The sequence below is a fragment of the Bradyrhizobium sp. genome (assembly GCF_017881085.1).
GTDB lineage: Bacteria > Pseudomonadota > Alphaproteobacteria > Rhizobiales > Xanthobacteraceae > Bradyrhizobium.
The window spans coordinates 1-20779 of the sequence record NZ_JADGRI010000031.1; the positions used below are offsets into that span (position 1 = coordinate 1).

Annotated in this window: 18 protein-coding genes; 5 read left to right on the forward strand and 13 right to left on the reverse strand. The window is 63.8% G+C overall.

Annotated elements, in window-relative coordinates:
• Positions 1 to 963 (forward strand): SMP-30/gluconolactonase/LRE family protein (locus QZ213_RS04960; protein ID WP_291684943.1); only part of this gene is annotated, 963 nt, incomplete at its 5' end.
• A 193-nt stretch (positions 964 to 1156) separates the two neighbouring features.
• On the opposite strand, the gene QZ213_RS04965 is transcribed toward QZ213_RS04960, so the two are convergent.
• Both QZ213_RS04965 and QZ213_RS04970 read right to left on the reverse strand, forming a co-directional pair.
• Positions 1157 to 2587, reverse strand: coding sequence for an aldehyde dehydrogenase family protein (locus QZ213_RS04965; RefSeq protein WP_291684944.1), 1431 nt, complete (start codon positions 2585 to 2587; stop codon positions 1157 to 1159).
• 304 nt (positions 2588 to 2891) lie between these two features.
• Entirely contained in the window at positions 2892 to 5258 is a 2367-nt protein-coding gene (locus QZ213_RS04970) for a transketolase (RefSeq protein WP_291684945.1), read from the reverse strand.
• A 138-nt stretch (positions 5259 to 5396) separates the two neighbouring features.
• Here QZ213_RS04970 and QZ213_RS04975 point away from each other — a divergent pair, with 138 nt between their 5' ends.
• Positions 5397 to 5858, forward strand: a complete 462-nt coding sequence (locus tag QZ213_RS04975) for an Lrp/AsnC family transcriptional regulator (RefSeq protein WP_291684946.1) — start codon at positions 5397 to 5399, stop codon at positions 5856 to 5858.
• A 37-nt stretch (positions 5859 to 5895) separates the two neighbouring features.
• Here QZ213_RS04975 and QZ213_RS04980 read toward each other — a convergent pair whose 3' ends face one another.
• Entirely contained in the window at positions 5896 to 6267 is a 372-nt protein-coding gene (locus QZ213_RS04980) for a RidA family protein (RefSeq protein WP_291684947.1), read from the reverse strand.
• Between QZ213_RS04980 and QZ213_RS04985 the strand changes: the two genes are divergently transcribed.
• Complete coding sequence (locus QZ213_RS04985) at positions 6266 to 6466, forward strand: hypothetical protein (protein ID WP_291684948.1); 201 nt, start codon at positions 6266 to 6268, stop codon at positions 6464 to 6466. The genes QZ213_RS04980 and QZ213_RS04985 overlap by 2 nt on opposite strands.
• Before the next feature lie 36 nt (positions 6467 to 6502).
• Positions 6503 to 7396, forward strand: coding sequence for a LysR family transcriptional regulator (locus QZ213_RS04990; RefSeq protein WP_291684949.1), 894 nt, complete (start codon positions 6503 to 6505; stop codon positions 7394 to 7396).
• 151 nt (positions 7397 to 7547) lie between these two features.
• Here QZ213_RS04990 and QZ213_RS04995 read toward each other — a convergent pair whose 3' ends face one another.
• The 10 genes from QZ213_RS04995 to QZ213_RS05040 form a co-directional block, all read right to left on the reverse strand.
• Complete coding sequence (locus QZ213_RS04995) at positions 7548 to 8492, reverse strand: DMT family transporter (protein ID WP_291684965.1); 945 nt, start codon at positions 8490 to 8492, stop codon at positions 7548 to 7550.
• 223 nt (positions 8493 to 8715) lie between these two features.
• Positions 8716 to 9555, reverse strand: coding sequence for an aldo/keto reductase (locus QZ213_RS05000; protein WP_291684950.1), 840 nt, complete (start codon positions 9553 to 9555; stop codon positions 8716 to 8718).
• Positions 9552 to 10451: an SMP-30/gluconolactonase/LRE family protein gene (locus QZ213_RS05005; protein WP_291684966.1), complete on the reverse strand. Its 900-nt coding sequence runs from the start codon at positions 10449 to 10451 to the stop codon at positions 9552 to 9554. Before QZ213_RS05005 ends, QZ213_RS05000 begins: the two co-directional genes overlap by 4 nt.
• 83 nt (positions 10452 to 10534) lie before the next feature.
• Positions 10535 to 13252 carry a nitrate reductase gene (locus tag QZ213_RS05010; protein ID WP_291684951.1) on the reverse strand — a complete coding sequence of 906 codons (2718 nt, stop codon included), beginning with the start codon at positions 13250 to 13252 and terminating at the stop codon, positions 10535 to 10537.
• 21 nt (positions 13253 to 13273) lie between these two features.
• Positions 13274 to 14491 carry an FAD-dependent oxidoreductase gene (locus QZ213_RS05015; protein WP_291684952.1) on the reverse strand — a complete coding sequence of 406 codons (1218 nt, stop codon included), beginning with the start codon at positions 14489 to 14491 and terminating at the stop codon, positions 13274 to 13276.
• A 9-nt stretch (positions 14492 to 14500) separates the two neighbouring features.
• A complete protein-coding gene (locus QZ213_RS05020) occupies positions 14501 to 14929 on the reverse strand; it encodes a globin family protein (protein WP_291684953.1) in 429 nt (142 codons plus the stop codon).
• A gap of 91 nt (positions 14930 to 15020) precedes the next feature.
• Positions 15021 to 15815, reverse strand: coding sequence for an ABC transporter ATP-binding protein (locus QZ213_RS05025; RefSeq protein ID WP_291684954.1), 795 nt, complete (start codon positions 15813 to 15815; stop codon positions 15021 to 15023).
• A gap of 11 nt (positions 15816 to 15826) precedes the next feature.
• The gene (gene ntrB, locus QZ213_RS05030) at positions 15827 to 16723 is read right to left on the reverse strand and encodes a nitrate ABC transporter permease (protein WP_291684955.1); all 897 of its coding nucleotides are present in this window, start codon (positions 16721 to 16723) and stop codon (positions 15827 to 15829) included.
• A 59-nt stretch (positions 16724 to 16782) separates the two neighbouring features.
• On the reverse strand, positions 16783 to 18099 hold the full coding sequence (locus tag QZ213_RS05035) for a CmpA/NrtA family ABC transporter substrate-binding protein (RefSeq protein ID WP_291684956.1): 1317 nt from the start codon (positions 18097 to 18099) through the stop codon (positions 16783 to 16785).
• 321 nt (positions 18100 to 18420) lie between these two features.
• Positions 18421 to 19332, reverse strand: a complete 912-nt coding sequence (locus QZ213_RS05040; RefSeq protein ID WP_291684957.1) for an intradiol ring-cleavage dioxygenase — start codon at positions 19330 to 19332, stop codon at positions 18421 to 18423.
• A gap of 136 nt (positions 19333 to 19468) precedes the next feature.
• On the opposite strand from QZ213_RS05040, the gene QZ213_RS05045 reads away from it, so the two are divergent.
• Positions 19469 to 20743, forward strand: coding sequence for a serine hydrolase domain-containing protein (locus QZ213_RS05045; protein WP_291684958.1), 1275 nt, complete (start codon positions 19469 to 19471; stop codon positions 20741 to 20743).
• The last annotated feature ends 36 nt before the right edge of the window (positions 20744 to 20779 follow it).

A 20779-nucleotide genomic window follows, 5' to 3' on the forward strand; every position in this document is an offset into this window, starting at 1 on the left:
GAAGCAAAATCCCCGCGCGGCGGCTGGCAGCCGGCGACCTGTTATCCCGATCCCGCGATCCACGCGCTCGATCCGCGCTTTGAAAAATACTGGCTGAAACTTTCGGCGGTGGAACGGCTGACCACGGGATTGCGCTGGGCCGAAGGCCCGGTGTGGTTCGGCGACGGCCGCTATCTCCTGTGCAGCGACATCCCCAACCAGCGCATCCTCAAATGGGAAGAGGAAACCGGCGCGGTCAGCATCTATCGCAAGCCGTCGAACTTCGCCAACGGCAACACCCGCGACCGCCAGGGACGCCTGGTCACCTGCGAGCATGGCGGCCGCCGCGTGGTGCGAACCGAATATGACGGATCGATCACGGTGCTGATGGATTCCTTCGATGGCAAGCGGCTGAATTCGCCAAACGACGTCATCGTGAAATCCGACGGCTCGATCTGGTTCACCGATCCGATCTTCGGACTGCTCGGCAATTACGAAGGCTACGTGGCGGAGTCCGAGATCGACATGAATGTCTACCGGATCGACGGTGCGACCGGCAAGGCCACCATCGTCGCCGAAGGCGTTCTGGGACCGAACGGGCTGTGCTTTTCGCCAGACGAGAAGATCCTCTACATCATCGAATCCCGCGGCGTGCCGACTCGCAAGATTCTCGCCTATGACGTCGCGGCGAGCGGCGACCAGATCTCCAACAAGCGCGTACACGTTGACGCCGGCCCGGCGACACCCGACGGCATGCGCTGCGACATCGACGGCAATCTGTGGTGCGGCTGGGGCATGGGCGATCCCGAACTCGACGGCGTCGTGGTGTTCGCGCCCGACGGCGTCATGATCGGCCGCATCGCCCTGCCCGAGCGCTGCGCCAACGTCTGCTTTGGAGGCCTGAAACGCAACCGCCTGTTCATGGCCGCGAGCCAGTCGATCTACGCGCTGTATGTGAACACCCAGGGCGCGCCGGGGGGATAGCCCTCGTCGTCCTGAGGTGCGAGCAGCCTCTTGGCGAGCCTCGAAGGACGACAAGCCTCGCATGTGGTCATCCTTCGAGGCCCGCGCGCTGCGCGCGCACCTCAGGATGACGGCGTTACGCGCGGCTCCCGTCAAACAAGAAAACGCCGGAGCGGGTTTTCATCCGCCCCGGCGCTGCAATCAATGTAAATGCTTACGCGGCGTTGTAACCTGCGACCGCCTTGACCTCGAGATATTCCTCCAGGCCGAATTTGCCCCATTCGCGGCCGTTGCCGGACTGCTTGTAGCCGCCGAACGGTGCGGTGCGCTCGTTCGGCACGCCCTGCAAATTGACGTTGCCGGCGCGAATCCGGCGGCCGACCCTGCGGGCGGATTCGACGGTATCGCCGGAGACGTAACCGGCGAGACCGTAAGGGGTGTCGTTGGCGATCCTGACGGCGTCTTCCTCGTCCTTGGCGCCGAGGATCGTGAGCACGGGTCCGAAGATTTCTTCCCGCGCGATGGTCATGTCGTTGGTGACATCGGCGAAGATGGTCGGGCGGACGTAGAAGCCCTTGTTGACGCCTTCGGGCAGGCCGGGGCCACCGGCAACCAGCGTGGCGCCTTCCTCGATGCCCTTCTGGATCAGCTTCTGGATCTTGTCCCACTGGATGCGCGACACGACCGGGCCGATGGTGGTGCCTTCGGCGCGGGGATCGCCGGCCTTGGTCTTGTCGGCCACGGCCTTGGCGATGGCGGCGACTTCCTTCATCTTCGACAGCGGCACGATCATCCGCGACGGCGCGTTGCACGACTGCCCGGAATTGTTGAACATGTGCATCACCCCGCCGGTGACGGCCTTGGCGAGGTCGGCGCCTTCGAGGATGACGTTCGGCGATTTGCCGCCCAGTTCCTGGCTGACGCGCTTGACGGTGGGTGCTGCGCGCTTGGCGACGTCGACGCCGGCACGGGTCGAACCGGTGAACGAGATCATGTCGATATCCGGGTGCTCGCTCATCGCGGCACCGACTTCGGGGCCGAGGCCGTTGATCAGGTTGAACACGCCCTTCGGCACGCCGGCTTCATGCAGGATTTCCGCGAAGATCAAAGCCGAGGACGGCGTGAACTCGCTCGGCTTCAGGATCATGGTGCAGCCGGCGGCGAGCGCGGGCGCGACCTTGCAGGCGATCTGGTTCAGCGGCCAGTTCCACGGCGTGATCATGCCGATGACGCCGACGGGTTCGCGCAGCACGACCGCGGAGCCGCACGGCTCCTCGAAATGATAGTTCTTGAGAACTTCCAGGGTGGAGGCGAGGTGGCCGAGACCGGCGCCGGCCTGCAGCTTCTCCGCCATCGGCAGCGGCGCGCCCATTTCGTCGGAAACGGCGGCGCCGATATCCTTCATGCGGGTCTTGTAGACTTCGATGATCTTCGAAAGCAGCGCGACGCGCTCCTCGCGGCTGGTCTGCGAAAAGGTCTCGAAGGCCCGCTTGGCGGCGGCCACCGCCTTGTCGACATCGGCCTTGGAGCCGAGCGCAACCTCATACATCGCCTCTTCGGTCGCGGGATTCACGACGGGCGTGGACTTCTTGACGACGGGATCGATCCAGGCGCCATCGATGTAGAATTGCATGCGGTTGACCATCGTAAACCTCTTCTTTGCGGGGTAATTGGATTGGGGAATGGGCGTTCGGCAAGCATCCTCGCACGAAAGCCGGGGGAATTGAACCCGCCATATACGGGATGCCGCATTGCGGCGGACGCTAGATATAAAATCAGCGGTGTGAAGGAAGCAAGGCCGGTATTTCGTCGTTCCGGCGAAAGCTGGGACCCATAACCACCGATGCCGGTTGGAAAAAGAAGTCGTCGCGCACCGCTCAAAACAACGACCGCCGCGGCGTATGGACCTCGGCTTTCGCCGGGGCGACGACTAAAAGCGATGCGATAGGCTACACCGCCATCTTGCGGTGGCGCACCGGGGCGCCGGCGGTGAGGCTTTCGGCCGCATCGATGACGGCGTTGGCGTCGATGCCATGGTGGCGGTAGAGGTCGCCTATGGTGCCCGTCTGGCCGAAATGTTCGACGCCGAGCGCCTCGACGCGGTGTCCCCGCACGCTGCCGAGCCAGCCGAGCGCTGCCGGGTGGCCGTCGATCACGGTGACGATACCGCAGTCGCGCGGCAGCGGCGCCAGCAATTGTTCGATATGGCTGAGATATTGCATCCCGCGGCGGTCGCGGCGCAGTTGTCGCGCCGCGGTCCAGCCCGCATGCAGACGGTCGGCGGAGGTGATCGCCAGTAACCCGACGTCCCGCCGGCTTTCGCCGATCAGGCCGATGGCCTCGATGGCCTCGGGCGCGACCGTGCCGGTATAGGCAACCACGACATCGCAATTCGGTCCGGGCCTGCGCAGCCAATAGGCGCCGTCGGTGATGCCCTTCTGCAGATCCGGCGACATCATCCGCTGCGGCTGCTCGATACTGCGGGTCGAAAGCCGCAAATAGACCGAACCGCCCTCGCCGCCCTCGCGCTGCATATGCTCAAATCCCCAGCCCATGATGACGGCGAGTTCGTCGACAAAGGCGGGCTCGAACGAAGCCAAGCCATCCTGCGCCATGCCGATCAGGGGCGTCGCGATCGACTGATGCGCGCCACCCTCCGGCGCCAGCGTAATGCCCGACGGCGTCGCCGCCACCATGAAACGCGCGTCCTGGTAGCAGGCGTAGTTCAGGGCATCGAGGCCGCGCTCGATGAAGGGGTCGTACAGGGTCGCGATCGGCAGCAGCCGCTCGCCGTTGATCTGGGCCGACAGCCCCAAAGCCGACATCAGGATGAACAGGTTCATCTCGGCGATGCCGAGTTCGATATGCTGTCCCTTCGGGGAAAACTCCCAGTTGAAGGTCGAGGGGATTTTTTCACTGCGGAACAGATCGGCCTTCTCGGCGCGCGCGAACAGCCCGCGGCGGTTCACCCAGGCGCCGAGATTGGTCGACACCGTGACATCGGGTGACGCCGTGACGATGCGCGATGCGAGTTCGGTATCGCCGCGCGCGAGTTCGTTGAGCACGAGCCCAAAACCCTGCTGGGTTGACATGACAGCCGACGGCGTGAACGCAAGCCGCTCGGGCACATCGATCACGGGCGCGCTGAGCCGGCGCCGGTCGTCGCGGTTGAACGGCACGTCGGCGAGAAACGCCTCCAGCGCCGCGGGCTCTTGCGACAGCCCCTCGAACTTCTCCCATTCCTGACCGGGCCGGATATTCTGCGCGCCGCGCCATTTCTCCATCTGGGCGACCGTCATCAACCCGGCATGGTTGTCCTTGTGGCCCTGGAACGGCAGGCCGATGCCCTTGATGGTATAGGCGATGAAGCAGACCGGGCGATCGTGGTCGATGGATTCAAAAGCCTCGATCATGCTTGCCATGTCGTGGCCGCCGAGATTGGACATCAGCGCCAGCAATTCGTCGTCGCTGCGCTTGTCGATCAGTTGCGACACCGCGCCCTGGTCGCCGATCTCGTCGCGCAAATGCTTGCGGAACGCGGCCCCGCCCTGGAAGCACAGCGCCGCATACATCGCGTTCGGGCAGGCGTCGATCCATTTCCGCAAGGCCTCGCCGCCGGGTTCAGCGAACGCCGCCTGCATCAGCCGGCCGTATTTCACGATCACCACGTCCCAGCCGAAATTGCGGAACATGGATTCGAACTTTTCCCACAGCCCTTCGCGCACCACGGCATCGAGGCTCTGGCGGTTGTAATCGACCACCCACCAGGTGTTGCGCAGGCCGTGCTTCCAGCCCTCCAGCAGCGCCTCGAAGATATTGCCCTCGTCCATCTCGGCGTCGCCGACCAGCGCGATCATCCGCCCCTCGGGCCGGTCCTTCATCCAGCCATGCGCCTTGACGTAGTCCTGCACCAGCGAAGAGAACAGGGTTTGCGCCACGCCGAGGCCGACCGACCCGGTCGAGAAATCGACGTCGTCGGTGTCCTTGGTGCGGGACGGATAGGACTGCGCGCCCTTGTAGCCGCGGAAATTTTCCAGCCTGTCGCGGGTCTGGCGCCCGAACAGATACTGGATGGCGTGGAACACCGGGCTCGCATGCGGCTTCACCGCGACCCGGTCCTCCGGCCGCAGCACCGAGAAATACAGCGCCGACAGGATGGTGGCGAGCGAGGCCGAGGAGGCCTGATGGCCGCCGACCTTCAGACCGTCGGTGTTCGGGCGGATGTGATTGGCATGGTGGATGGTCCACGACGACAGCCAAAGAACCTTGCGCGCCAGCGCGGACAGCATTTCAAGGCGTACGGGCTCGATCGGCATGACGGCACTCCCCGGCATCGCAATGATCGGCGGATTTTAACGCTTCGGCCCTCGGCAAAAATCTCAAATTATCGCGACACACCGACAATTTTTGGGATAAATTACCAATCAGCGCCCCGTAAGACCGAGTTTATCCCAATGCACAGCCTCGACGCCATCGACCGCAAGATCCTCGGCATCCTGCAGACCGACAGCCGCACCACGATGCAGGAACTCGCCGACAAGGTCGGCCTGTCGGTCTCGCCCTGCCATCGCCGCGTCAAGCTGATGGAGGAGCGCGGCGTCATCACCCGTTATATCGCGACCGTCGACCAGAAATCGCTGGGGCTTCATGTCAGCGTGTTCATCTCGATCAAGCTGGCGCGGCAGAAGGAGGAAGACCTCAACCGCTTTGCCAAGGCGATCTCGAAATGGGACGAGGTGCTGGAATGCTATCTGATGACCGGCAACCGCGATTATCTCCTGCGGGTCGTCGCCGCGGATCTATCCTCCTACGAAGCATTCCTGAAGAACAAGCTGACCCGGCTCGACGGTATCGCGTCGATCGAGTCGAGTTTTGCGTTGAGCCAGGTGAAATATTCGATCGCGCTGCCGGTGTGAGGCCCGCAACCGCTGCGATCCCGGCCGATATCGTCGCTTACCTCGCTGCCGTCACCATAATCTCGACCAGCAGGCCGGGCCGCCACAGTTGCGCCGAATGCACGCACATGCGCACCGGAGGATTTCCGGGATCGACCCACGCATTCCACGCCGAATTGTGGTCGGCGAAAAGCGCCATGTCTGTCAGCCACACCTGCGCGCTCAATAGCTTCGACTTGTCGGTGCCCGCCTTGCTCAGCAACCGGTCGATGCGGTCGAGGACCTGCCCGGTCTGATCCTTGACGTCGCCGAGCCTGGCCGGATCGGCGGTGATGCCGCAGAGGTAGACGATGTTGCCGTGAATGGAGGCAAGGCTGATGATCGGGATGTCGCCGGCGGCTTCGATGATTCCGATTCTCTGGATCTCCATGGTCGATGCTCCCGGCTTGTTTGGGTCCGATGAATTTGCGGCGCTGGCGATACCGGACCACGGGGCGCTGCTGCCGACGACAACGCCTGCGGAAATGTTCAATGCGTCGCGGCGTGTGATCTCAACCATGGCGATGGCTCCTGCCGGTTTCGGTTGTCCGACAAAATGGGCTGGCGCCCTTCATCAGTCCAATGCATAATTCTTGACATCCGCATCAGCTTTTTGGATGAGGCTCATGGACTTGGACCAGGTCAGGACATTCGTCGCGATCGCGCGCGGGCGCAGCTTCAGCCGGGCTAGCGCCGCCCTGCATCGCTCGCAGCCGGCGATCAGCCGGCGCATCGAATTGCTGGAGCGCGAATTCGACGTTACGCTGTTCGAGCGCCTGCGCGGAGGCACGGTTCTCACCGACGCCGGCGCGGCATTCCTGCCTTATGCGGAGCGGGTGCTTTCAGCGGCGGAGGACGGCGCGGAGGCGCTGCGCGCGGTGCGCCAGGGCGATGCCGGCAAAATCTCGTTGGCGCTGGTCGGCACGCTGGCCAACGCGCCGCTGACGAAGGTGCTGCGACAATTCGGCCGAAAATACCCCGGCGTGCGGCTGGATCTGCGGACAGCGACCAGTCAGGAGGTCGGAGAGCTGGTGCAGCGAGGCGAAGCGACTCTCGGCCTGCGCTATGCGGCCGGCGGCAATTCCGGCGTGGTCTCGCTGAGGATCGCGGAAGAGAAATTGGTGGTCGTCGGCTGCAAGGATCATCCGCTGGCCAATGGCCGCGGACATCAGCCGGGCAAGCTTGCAGGCGAACGCTGGGTGGCATTTCCCACGCGCAACACGCGGGAAAGTTTCGTTCAGTTTCTGCAGCGCAAACTCCTCAGCGTCGGCCTGGAAGATGTCGAAATCATTCCGATCGATAGTTTGACCGCCCAGAAGCGGCTGGTCGAGGCCGGGTTCGGAATTGCGCTGCTGGCGCAGAGCGGCATTCAGGAAGAGCTCAAATACGGCACGTTGAAGATGATCAAAGTCCCCGCCCTGAACGCGAGCATTCCGATCGCGCTTGTGTACCGGCGCAACGGCTATTTGAGCGCGGCCGCGCGCAGCCTGATGTCGATGATCGAGACGTCCTGGCGGTAGGCTGCCGCCATGGCTCGACGATGATCTTGGTGTGGGCTTCCGGATTGGCGAGGTCGGCGAACGCCTTGACGACGCCGTCGATGCCGGCGGTTGCGCCCGTCACGTTTAACGCACGCGACCGGACCTCGGCGCGCTCGCATCTTCGATCGGATCAGGCGTTCGGGGACAGTTCGCCGTCCAACGCCAGAAGCTGCGAGCGCCTGATACGCTCGCGGTGCGCGGTGTAGAGACCGCTGCCGACGATGAACACGGCGCCGGTCACGGTCCAGATATCCGGCACCTCGCCGAAAATGAAAAAACCGAGGATGCTGACCCACAAGAGCTGGGTGTAGGAGAACGGCGCCAGCACGGACGCATCGGCATACCGAAAGGCGAGCACGACGATCCACTGCCCCGCGGTCGAGGCGACGCCGATGAAAATTCCGAACAGGATATCGTGCCAGCTCGGCGCAACCCAGACGAACGGCACCAGCGCGCACAGCACGCCGACGCCCGCGATCGACGAATAGGTCATGGTGGTCAGGGCATGCTCCCTGCCGCTCATCATCCGCGTCATGATCAGGGTGCAGGCCCAGGCCAGCGCCGAGACGATCGGGAAGAACGCGGCGGGATGAAACGCGCTCGAGCCCGGCCGCAGGATGATCAGCACGCCGATCAGGCCTACCCCCGTCGCAATCCAGCGCCGCGCGCCGACGCGCTCGCCGAGAAACACAATCGACAGTGCGGTCACGAACAGCGGCGAGACGAAACCGGTGGCGGAGGCTTCCGCGATGGGGAGATAGCGCAGGCCGGAGATGAAGAACAGCGAAGACCCCAACAGCGCGAGCCCGCGCATCAGCTGGAAACCGGGCCGCTGCGAGTGCAGGGCAAACAGCGGCGAACCCGGCAGCATCGCCGGCGACATGATCAGCGCGAACGCCAGGAAGCGGATCCAGGCGATCTCGATCGAGGGCAGCGTCGCCGACAGATATTTCGCGGTCACATCCGACGTGCCGAGAAACACGGTCGACGCCAGGATCAGCGCGATGCCGCGGAACGGCCGGTCGGCGCGCGCGGGCGCGGTGCGTTTCGCTGATTTCTTCTCCGGCAGGGGCAATGCGGCACTGTCCAGCCTGGCGGCTGCGGCTTGTGGCGGGGTCAAGGCAAGGCTCGCGGGCGGGAATCATCGAATCGGGCGAGTCTCCAAAAAACGCTAATCGCCGTTGGCGGACAAGGTCCGAAAACAGGCAGCCGATATGCGCGATTGTGCGCGGCGGCGCGCCGCACCGGCGCGGCAACGTGCCGTCGCCGCTGAAACATTTCGTCAGAAATCGTGTGCGCTACAGCATCGGCAGGCTGCGGGGCCTGGCACCCAGCGGGAAAGCCTTTTCGAGCGCGGCGATCTCGTCGCTGCCAAGCACGAGCTCGCCGGCCGCCGCATTGTCGGCGGCATGCTCCTCATTCGATGCCTTCGGAATCGCAAGCAGCTCCGGATCGCGCGTCAGGAAAGCCAGCGCGACCTGGCGCGGCGAAGCGCCATGCGCCGTGGCGATCGTCTGCAGCACCGCGCCCGCCTTGCTTTGCGGCGCCGGAAAATCATCGTGGCCGAACGGCGAATAAGCCACCACGGCGGTGCCGTGCTTCTTGCACCACGGAATCACCGCGTGCTCGATTGCGCGCTCCTTCAAGTGATAAAGCACCTGGTTGCAGGCAATCCTGCCCTCGCCGGCCACATCAAGCAGTTCATCGAGGTCGCCGGCATCGAAATTGCTGACACCCCACGAGCGGATTTTCCCGGCGCTGACCAATTGCTCGAACGCGGCGACGGTTTCTGCAAGCGGATAGGCGCCGCGCCAGTGCAGGAGATAGCAATCGAGCCGGTCGGTTTTCAGCCGCGCGAGCGAGCGTTCGCACGCCGTGATGGTGCCTTGCCGCGAGGCGTTGCTCGGCAATACTTTCGAGACCAGGAAGAGGTCGTCGCGCCGGCCGGCGATGGCGTCTGCGATCACCAGCTCCGCATCGCCATACATCTCGGCGGTGTCGATGTGGGTCATGCCGAGATCGATGCCGCGCCGCAACGCGGCGACCGCGTCCTTGCGATCGCCGCGATCGAGATACCAGGTACCCTGCCCGATCACGGACACGTGCGCGCCGTGTTGGCCAAACTGCCGGAGCTTCATTTCAACCCACCGATATCCGCGACCAGCACGGTGCCGGTCACGGACTCCGTTATATAGAGGCGGTCGCGGTTCGTACCACCGATCGCGACATTGGTGCAGCTTTGTCCCGCGCAGGATTTGATCCGCGCGATCAACTCGCCGTTGGGCGCGAACACGAAGACATACCCGAGCGAGGCGTGCGCCACGAACAAACGTCCGGCTTGATCCATCGTCATGCCGTCAGGACCGCTGGCGCCGAAGGTCGAGCAGAAGCGGCCGACTTTTGCGACGCCGCCATCTTTCATCAACGGCATGCGCCAGACCGCGTTGTCGCGGGTCATCGCGACAAACAGCACGGTTTCGCCGGGATCGAGCACCAGGCCGTTGGGGCTGATGCCGGTATCGATCAGGCAGGCGAGCCGGCCGTCGGGCGAAAGCCGATAGACCCGCCCGGTGGCATCGTGCAGCCCGGTCTGCCCCTGGTCGGTGAAATAAATGTCGCCATTCGCCGCGAGATGCAGATCGTTGCAGCCTTTGAACGACTCGGAATTGCGCGCGTTCAGCACCGGCAGCATCCGCCCCGCCTTGAGATCGAGTTCCATGATGCCGTGCCTATAGTCGGCGACAAAGATCCGCCCGTCGGCGCGAATCTTCAAGCCGTTGGGCCAGCCGTCATATTCGATCACCAGCGACCATGTGCCGTCGGCCGCGATCTTGAAGATGCGTCCGAACGGGATATCGACGATGTAGAGATTGCCGCTGGCGTCGAATGACGGGCCTTCGATAAAGCAGTCGGTCGGCTGGCCCGGCCGGTTGGCGTCGGCCCAGTCGGTACGCACGCCCTTGCGCCGGAACGCCTCGGGCATCGCCGAAAACACTTTTGTCTCAATCAGCCGCGGCGGCGTTTCCAGATACATCATCGCGAGGTTTCACCCGTCTTGTTTGAACGGGCACACCATAGATGACATCATCCGTGATCATCAAGGACGGTCCGACGTGGTTAGTTGGCCGCCGCCGTCAACTGGCGTTCGGGACCGGCTGCGGCGCCGGCAACGCCCGTCTGTGCGATCAGCCGCTTCAGCTCCGGAACGCACGAGCCGCAATTGGTGCCCGCCTTCAGTTGCGCGCCGATCTCGGCGGCCGTGCCGGCGCCGGCGGCGATGGCGTCGCAAATCGTGTTGCGGCCGACGCCGAAGCAGGCGCAGACGATCGGCCCGCTGCTGGCAAGCCCCTCCGAGGACCTGCCCGACAGCAGCATCCGGCGCTGATCGTCGCTGAGGGATTCCGCAGCAAACAGGCTTTTCACCACGTTCCAGTCGCCCGCATCCCGCGCCGGGCCGACGAACAGGCATGTCTCGATGCGACCATCACTGAACGAGGCCGCGCGAAAAACGCCGCCGCCGAAATCCTTGTATTCGGCGAGATCGCTGCCGGCAGCCGACCGCATCCATGATTGCCATCTGGCCAGATCGGCATTGTCGGCGAACAGATAGCCGTAGCCGCCGGTGACGGCCACGCGCGTCCACCAGAGCTGCCCGGGTAAGTCCAGTTTGACCCGGGACAAGGCAAAACCGCGAAAGACATATTCGTAAGGCGTAATCGACGCCGGCGTTGCCTTGTTCTCGGGCTGGCCGGAATACGGATCGGTGAACGGGGCCACCAGCGCGCCGACACGCCCAGCGGATGCGTTCTCCTCGCTCCAGTGGATCGGCGCGAACAGCATGCCGCGCTGCTGCCGCGCATTCACGGCCACCCTGAGCGTACATTGCCCGTAGTCGGTAGTGACGCGGGCGAAGCCACCATCGGCGAGGCCGTACCTGATCGCATCGTCGGGATGCACCTCGACGAACGGCTCCGGCAGGTGCTGCCCCAACCGCGGGCTCATGCCGCTGCGGGTCATGGTGTGCCATTGGTCGCGGATGCGGCCGGTGTTGAGTCGCAGCGGCCGGCCGGCGCTGGTCACCGTCTGCAGCGTCGGAATTTCCGGCGCGATAAAACGTGCTTTATGGTCGTTTGCGAAGAAACCACCGTCGGCGAAGAACCGCTGCTGCGACTGCGCGCCCTCGCGCATCGGCCACAGCACCGGCGCCATCGCGTCGAATGCCTCGTCCGACATCCCCTGCAACGCGCCGATATCGAAATCGCGGCTGCCGTTATTCTCGAACGCCGACAGGCCGGCATGTTCGCGGAACACGTCTGCCACCGAGCCGAAATCAAACGCCGCACCGAAGCCGAGCCGCTTTGCGACTTCGCTGACGATCCACCAGTCAGGTTTCGCCTCTCCCGGGGGTTCAAGGAACGCGCGCTGCCGCGAGATGCGCCGCTCCGAATTGGTCACGGTTCCGGATTTCTCGCCCCAGGCCTGCGCGGGCAACAGCACATGCGCGCCGGATTTGACAGTGTCGTTGGAACGTACGTTTTCCGAGACCACGAACAGCTCGAGCTTCTTCAGCGCCGCGCGCGCGGCGTCCGCGTCCGGCAGCGACACCGCCGGATTGGTGCCCATCACCCACAGCGCCTTGATCTCGCCGCGCCCGATCGCCTCGAACATCTGGACCGCTTTCAGCCCTTCATGGGTCGCGATCCGCGGCGCCTTCCAGAACCGCCGCACGCGGTCGATGTCCGGCGGCGTGAAGGCCATGTGCGCGGCAAGCTGATTGGCGAGCCCGCCGACCTCGCGCCCGCCCATCGCATTGGGCTGGCCGGTGAGCGAGAACGGCGACGCGCCGGGCTTGCCGATCCGCCCGGTGGCGAGGTGACAATTGATGATGGCGTTGACCTTGTCGGTGCCCTGCGCCGACTGGTTGACGCCTTGCGAATAAAGCGTGACCACGCGCGGCGTATTGGCGAACAACCGGAAGAATTCCGCGACGTCCTGTTCCGCGAGGCCTGTCGCCAGCGCGGTGGCGCCCACGCTGCCGGCGATGCTGCGCGCGCGCGCCAGTGCATCGTCGAAACCGCCAGTGTGGGAATCGATATAGCCGCGATCGAGCGCGCCGGTGTCGGCCAGATGCACCAGCAGCCCCGAGAACAGCGCGGTGTCGGTGCCCGGCTTCAATCCCAGAAACAGGTCGTCCTCGCCGGCAGTATCGGTACGGCGCGGATCGATCACCACGATGCGGGCGCCGCACGCCTGCTTGTTGGCGAGCATGCGCTGGAACAAAACCGGATGGCACCACGCCGCGTTGGAGCCGACCAGCACCAGAAGGTCGGCTTCATCGAGATCCTCGTAGCAGCCGGGCACGGTATCGGCGCCGAAGGCGCGGCGATGGCCGGCGACCGACGACGACATGCAGAGCCGCGAATTGGTGTCGACATTGGCGCTGCCGATGAACCCCTTCATCAGCTTGTTGGCGACGTAATAATCCTCGGTCAGGAGTTGCCCCGAGAGATATAACGCCACCGCGCCGGGGCCGTCGCGCTTGATGATATGGGCGAAGCGATGCGCGACATGGTCGAGCGCATCGCTCCAGGCCACCCTTTCCATGGTCCCCTTGCTGCAGCGGATCATCGGATGGAGCAGTCGGTCCGCAAGGCCGAGGGTTTCGCCCAGCGCCGAGCCTTTCGAGCACAGCCGCCCGAAATTGGCGGGGTGTTCGCCATCGCCCGAGATCGCCGCGCCGCCGCTGCCGTCAGGCGTCGCCAGGACGCCGCAGCCGACGCCGCAATAGGGACAGGTAGTGCGCGTGGCGCGCAACGTGGGATCGACAGAGGTCATTTCACTGGCCGCATCATCTGCCTATGCTGCCCTTGGCGGAATCGCCAGCGAGCGGCCGAATATCATATCCTTGCGTATCGCCGCGATCGGCTCGCGGCTTCGGATCAGTTCGAGATACCAGAGCGCGTCGGCGGTATCGCCGACCAGCACCGCGCCGGTGAGACGGCCGCCGGATAGCACCAGCTTCCTGTAGGCGCCGCCCCGCGCATCGCTCAGCACGATCGCCTCCGAACCCTCCGCACCCATGAAGTCGCCGGCGGAAAACACGCTGACGCCCGACACTTTCAGATTGGTCGCAACCACGCTGCCGCTATAACAGGCCGCCGCGCCCGCAAGATGCCGCGCCAGCACCCGGGCCTGCTCGTAAGCCGGCTCGACCAGCCCGTAGCAGATGCCGCGATGCTCGGCGCACTCGCCGAGCGCGAAAATGTCGGGAGCGCCGGTCTGCAGGCAGTCGTCGACGACGATGCCGCGATTGACGGGAATGCCGGCGTCCTTGGCCAGCGCAACACTGGGCCGGATGCCGGCCGCAAAAATCACCGCCTCGGCATCGATCCGCCGCCCGTCCGCCAGTTCGACGCCTTCGACGCGCGTCTTGCCATCAAGCCGTGCGGTATTGGCATTGAGCAGCACCCTGACGCCCTTGCGCTCGACCAGGGTCTTCAACAGTTCCGCCGCCGGGGCATCGAGTTGGCGCTCCATCAGGCGGTCCATCAGATGAATGAGCGTCACCGGCGCGCCGGCCTTGGCGAGCCCGTAAGCCGCTTCCAGTCCGAGAAGCCCCCCGCCGACCACGACGACGCGCTTCTTTTGCGCGGCCAGCGTCAGCAGGAGATCGACGTCCCGGCTGTCGCGGAAGGTGTGCACACCGGCGAGATCGGCGCCGGGCACGTTGAGCCGCAGCGGCGTCGAGCCGGTGGCAAGGACCAGTTTGGAGAACGTGACGCTTTCCTCGTTGGCGATCTTTAGCTCGCGGCGGCCGACATCGATCTCGGTGGCGACGCAGCCGATCTTCAGGGTGACGCCGCGATCGCGCCACCATTTGGCCGGCCTGAGTTCGATGTCATGCGAGGCGGTCTCGCCTGCGAGCACCGACGACAACAGCACGCGATTATAGGCGAGCCGCGGCTCCTCGCCGATCACGGCAATGGCGTAGCGTCCGAGCGCGACCTTCGCCAGTTCGTCGACCAGTCGCGCAGCGGCCATTCCGTTGCCGACGATAACCAGCGGTTCACTCACGGCGTGTCCTTACTCCGCGGCCTGGGAGCGGCGACCATAGGCTTCGGAAATCATGAAGCCGGACAGCGTCCCATAAGCCGCCGTCCATGCGTCCGCGACGTCGGCCGTCCAGGCGTCGCCAAGTCCCTTTTCCAAGGTCCACAGCAGGGCCGAACCGACGACGGGATAGTGCTCGGGCTTGGCGCCATACGCGACATGACGCTTTGCCAAAGCGCTCGCGGCGGGCAGGATCGATTCAAGATTGGCGAGCCCATTCACCACCGCCGCCAGCATCGCCATCAGTTTCTTGCGCTGCTCGGTCATGTCGGCGGGAAACATCGCCTTGACCGTCGGCGCGATCTCGAACAGCCGGTCGTAGAACAGTACCGCCGCGGTCTCCGAAATCGGCGCGACCTTGGCGAAGCTCTCCTGGACCAGTCTGACTTGCGTGGGATTCATGGCAACTCTCCTCGGCTGTTAAAGGTGAGCATATTGGTCACGGAGCCCGACGATTGGTTCATCCCCAAAGCTTCCGAATCGGAGACGGCAATTATGCGGCCTCCACGAAACGATGGCGCTCGTAGAGGAATTCGAGCACACGCTGCCGGCATTTCAGGTACACGGCGTTGGTTGCGAGTTCGAGCCGCTTGCGCGGGCGCGCCAGCGGCACGTCCAGGATTTCACCGATCCGCGCGCTGGGGCCGTTGGTCATCATCACGATTCGGTCCGACAGCAGCACCGCCTCGTCGACATCGTGGGTGATCATCAGAATCGTGTTGCCGAGCTTTTGATGCAGCGCCATCACCGAATCCTGCAGATGGGCGCGGGTCAACGCATCGAGCGCGCCGAACGGCTCGTCGAGCAGCAGCACCTTCGGCTCCATCGCCAGCGCCCGCGCGATGCCGACGCGCTGCTTCATGCCGCCTGAGATTTCGGAAGGCCGCTTGTCCTTGGCGTGCGCCATCTGCACGAGGTTGAGATTGTGCATCACCCAGGCGTCGCGCTCGCTGCGGCTCTTGCTCGATGCGAACACCTTGTCGACGCCAAGCTTGACGTTTTCATAGACCGTCAGCCAAGGCAGCAGGCTGTGGTTCTGGAACACCACCGCCCGATCCGGCCCCGGCGAATTGACCTCGCGATTTTCCAGCAGCACGCCGCCCGTCGTGGCCGAGGTGAGACCGGCGACGATATTGAGCAGCGTGGACTTGCCGCAGCCGGAATGTCCGATGATCGAGACGTACTCGCCCCGCTCGATCGTCAGGTTGATGTCCTTCAGCACTTCGGTCGAGGCGTTGCCGCGGGTGAAGGTCTTGTCGATGTGGTCGAGCTTCAGATAGGGCTGCATGACATATTCCTTCAATTCAGCGCGGTGCCGTGGGTGACGATCCGGGCAAGGCCGGCGATCAGGCGATCGAGCACGAAGCCGATGATGCCGACGTAGAACAGCGCCAGGATGATTTCGCTGATGTGCGAGGAATTCCAGGCATCCCAGATGAAGAAGCCGATGCCGACGCCGCCGATCAGCATTTCCGCCGCCACGATCGCGAGCCAGGACAGGCCGATGCCGATGCGCAAGCCGGTGAAGATGTAGGGTGCGGCCGCCGGGATCATGATCTTCCAGAAGAATTCCAGCGGGCTGAGCTGAACCACCGCCGCGACATTGCGGTAGTCCTGCGGAATGTTGCGGATGCCGACCGCGGTATTGATGATGATCGGCCAGATCGAGGTGATGAAGATCACGAAGATCGCCGAGGGATGCCCGTCCCGGAACGCCGCCAGCGACAAAGGCAACCATGCCAGCGGCGGAATGGTACGCAGCACCTGGAAGATCGGATCGAGTCCGCGCATCGCCCAGACCGATTGACCGACCAGCGTGCCGAGCCCGATACCCACGACAGCGGCCAGCGAATAGCCGAACGCGACACGCTGAAGGCTGGCCGACAGATGCCAGAACAGACCCTTGTCGATGCCGCCATTATCGAAGAACGGGTGGAAGATCAGTTCCCTGGTTTCCGTGTAGACCCGCGACGGCGGCGGCAAGGTCGAGCCGGCGCGCCGGCAGACCAGTTCCCAGACCAGCATCAGGAACGCGAGCACGATCAGCGGAGGAACGACCCGCACCGCGGTTTCCTTCGCCATCTTGAGATATTTGTCGGCACGCGGCGGCCGCTTCGGCGTCATCGTGACAACCGGCGCCGCGTTCGTCGCGAGCACCGCCGTGGCGGCTTCGGTCTTCATGACAGGCATGTTCATCGAAACTGGTTCTCCGTGTTTCACGAGGCGAGCCGCCCGCACGCGGGCGGCGGCCGTTGTCAGACATCGACACGCTTGATGGCGAGCGACTTCAGATACGCCGCCGGATTCTCCGGATCGAACACCTTGCCGTCGAAGAAGGTCTCCTTGCCGCGCGATTTGGAAGCGGGGATATCGGAAGCGGCAACGCCGAGTTCCTTCGCCGCGTCCTTCCAGAGGTCCTCGCGGTTGACCTTGGCGATCAGGGCCTTGGTGTCGTAACCCGCTTCATATTTGCCCCAGCGGATATCCTCGGTCAGGAACCAGAGATCGTGGCTCTGGAACGGATAGGACGCATGGTCCTTCCAGAAGCGCATCTGCTGCGGGCTGTTCTCGACGACGCGTCCGGTGCCGTAATCGAACTTGCCCTTCATGCGGTCGGTGATGTCCTCGACCGGGCAGTTGATCCACTGCCGCTTGGCGCAGATTTCCGCGGCTTCCGCGCGGTTCTCGTCCTTCTCGCACCACTGCTGCGCTTCCATCACCGCCATCAGCAGCGCCTTCGCCGCTTTCGGATATTTGTCGACATAGGCGGCGCGCATGCCGAACGATTTCTCTGGATGCTTGTCCCACAATTCGCCTGTGGTGATCGCGGTGTAACCGATCTGCTGATGGATCAGCTGCAGGTTCCATGGTTCGCAGACGCAGAAACAATCCATGGTGCCCACCTTCATGTTGGCGACCATCTGCGGCGGCGGCACGACAATCGTCTCGATGTCCTTGTCGGGGTCGATGCCGCCTGCGGCGAGCCAGTAACGAATCCACAGATCGTGGGTACCGCCGGGGAAGGTCATCGCCGCCTTGATCGATTTGCCGGACGCCTTCTTGGCTTCGAGCGCGGTCTTGAACGGCGCGGTGTCGATCCCGACCTTGAGATCGGAATATTCCTTGGAAACCGAAATGCACTGACCGTTGAGATTGAGCCGCGCCAGGATGTACATCGGGGTCGGCTGATTGTTCTGCGTCACCTTGCCGGACGAGATCAGATACGGCATCGGCGTCAGGATGTGCGCGCCGTCGATGCCGTTGCCTTCCGAGCCCAGCACCAGATTGTCGCGCGTCGTGCCCCATGAGGCCTGCTTCAGCACCTCGACGTCGGGCATGCCGTATTTGGCAAAAATGCCCTTCTCTTTTGCGGCGAACAGCGGCGATGCATCCGTCAGCGCGATGAAGCCGAGTTTCGCGCCCTTCACTTCCGGGCCGGCGCCTTCGGCGAAAGCACCCGCGGGAAAATTCAATTTGGCGGCGGCAAGCAGCGCCGCCGTTCCTGCGGTGGCCTTGAGGATTTGACGGCGGCTGAGGCCGCGGCGCGGGGTCTGATCGGTGGACTTCGTCATGGGGATGCTGTGGTCCTTTGCGTCTGAATGGCCGTCCGCCTGTTGGCACGCCGAGACGCATGGAAGCGCGCTCTGGGGAGGCCCCAGTTCTGGCGGTGTCACAATTCGGATGATTGGTTTTCGAGGGACGGCATCAATGGCGTCGGCACTAGCTATTCAAGCTTCGTGCCAAGCCGCTGGAGTGTAAAAAGATTTTGTTTTATAATGGGATAGGTGCTTGGACTGTTTCCGTTGCAGGCCGCTGTCCGCATTCAAAATTTGCGATTCGCTCAATTGTTGTGCGTCGCACAATATTTGAGCAGACAGTTCCGCCGTTGATTTTCAGGCGTCCTCGGTCGCTGCCATCATCGGCTTCGGCGCCACTCCCCGGCCCGGCTTCATCCGGAATTCGTAGGTCATCAGATGCCAGGGCGCGGCGCCGGGCTTGCCGTCGGGCATCACTTGATCGGTACGTTTCTCGACCTTGGAAACCAGGTCGTTCTTCACCCCGAACACCACGTCGGAATCGAGATACTTGTCGCCCTCGATGAAGACGTGGGTGATCAGCGGCTCGTAGCCGGGCGCATCCACCAGGAAGTGAATATGCGCGGGCCGGTTCGGGTGGCGCCGCGTCTGCAGGATCATCTGGCCGACTGGGCCATCGGTCGGGATCGGATAGCTGCAGGGCAGGATGGTGCGGAAGAACAACCGGCCGTCGGCGTCGGTGATGAACCGTGCCCGCGATGACGGCCCCTGCGTCTCGTAATCGGGCCTTTGCGAATCGTAATAGCCGTCATCGTCGGCGTGCCAGACGTCCACGGCAACGCCGGCCAGCGGCTTGCCCTTGAGATCGGTGACGCGGCTCTGCACGAACATCCGCTCGCCGCTGAGATTGGCGGAGATATCGGTGCCATGCGGCATCGGCTTGTGCTCGCCGACATAAAACGGGCCAAGCACGGTGGTTTCGGTCGCGCCTTCCCGCTCCCTGTGGTTGACGGCATCCACCAGCATCGAAACCCCGAGCACGTCCGACAGCAGGATGAATTCCTGCCGGCTGGCACTGCACTTCTGGCCAACGCGGGTCAGAAAATCGATCGCGTAAGCCCATTCGTCGAAGCTGAGTTCGGTCTTGCGGACGAAGTCGTGCAGCGACTTCACCAGCTCTTCCATCAGGAATTTGACGCGCGGGTCCGGCGTCTCCTCAAAGCTCTTGATCACGGCGGCGGTCAGTTCGGTGTCGCTGAATTGGGGCATGCCAGGGTCCTGCGGGTTTACGCCATTGCGGGCGCAAGCCTACACCGGCGGCCGGGCAAGGGTAAGCGCGCGGTGATTGGAACCCGACAGACTTTTCGGCTATCAAGGTTCGCCCCGAAGTCCGGAGAATACCCCGATGCTAGCCCCGACCCCCGCCTCGCCCGAATCCGCCGGCATGTCCAAGCAAGCCTTTGACCGCCTCGAGGCGCATATCAAGAATCGCTACATCGACGCCGGCCGCTTTCCGGGAACGCAGGTGCTGGTCTATCGCCGCGGCAAGGTCGTCCACTCTGCGGTGCAGGGCTTCGCCGATGTCGAGCGCAAGGCGCCGATGAAGGACGACACCATTTTCCGCATCTATTCGATGACCAAGCCGATCACAAGCGTGGCCTTCATGATGCTGTTCGAGGAAGGCCGCGTCGCGCTGGACGAGCCCGTCCACAAATATATTCCGGAATGGAAGAACCTCGGCGTGTTCCAGGCCGGCACCGCGCCGGCATTCCTGACCAAACCGCCGTCGCGGCCGATGCTGATCGTGGACCTGTTGCGACACACGTCCGGCCTGACCTACGGCTTCCAGCAGCGCTCCAACGTCGACGCCGCCTATCGCGAATTGAAGATCGGCGAGGTCGTGACCGCGGGAACGCTGCAAGCGATGATCGACAGCCTTGCAAAAATTCCGCTGGAATTCTCGCCGGGCGAGGCCTGGAACTATTCGCTCTCCACCGACGTGATCGGCTACCTGATCGGCAAGATCAGCGGCAAGCCGTTCGAACAGTTTCTCAAGGAACGGATCTTCGATCCGCTCGGCATGAAGGACACCGACTTTTTCGTGCCGGCCGACAAGGTCCATCGTTTCGCGGCCTGCTACTCGGCCGATCCGAAGGGCGGCATGACGTTCCACGCCACCGATCGCAAGGGCGATCTGACGCTGCAGGATGACCCGGCCAAGAGCTCGTACCTGAAGCCGCCATCGTTCATCTCGGGCGGCGGCGGCTTGTGTTCGACCACGGCCGATTATCTCACCTTCTGCCGCGCGCTGCTAAACGGCGGCGAACTCGAGGGCGTGAGACTGATCGGCCCGAAGACGCTCAAGTTGATGACCTCGAACCATCTGCCCGGCGGACGCGACCTGCCGGCGATGTCGCGCTCGCTGTTTTCCGAGGCGACCTACAACGGCATCGGCTTCGGTCTCGGCTTCTCCGTCACGATGGACCCCGCCCAGACGCTGATCCCCGGCAGTGCCGGCGAATATTCCTGGGGCGGCGCGGCCACCACCTCGTTCTGGATCGATCCCGCCGAAGAGCTGATCGCGATTTTCATGACCCAGGTGCTGCCGTCGAGCGCCTATCCGATCCGGCGCGAACTGCGGACCATGGTTTACGCCGCTATCACCGACAGCAATATTTAGGGAACCACCTCTCCCGCATCACCATTCGCGGAACTG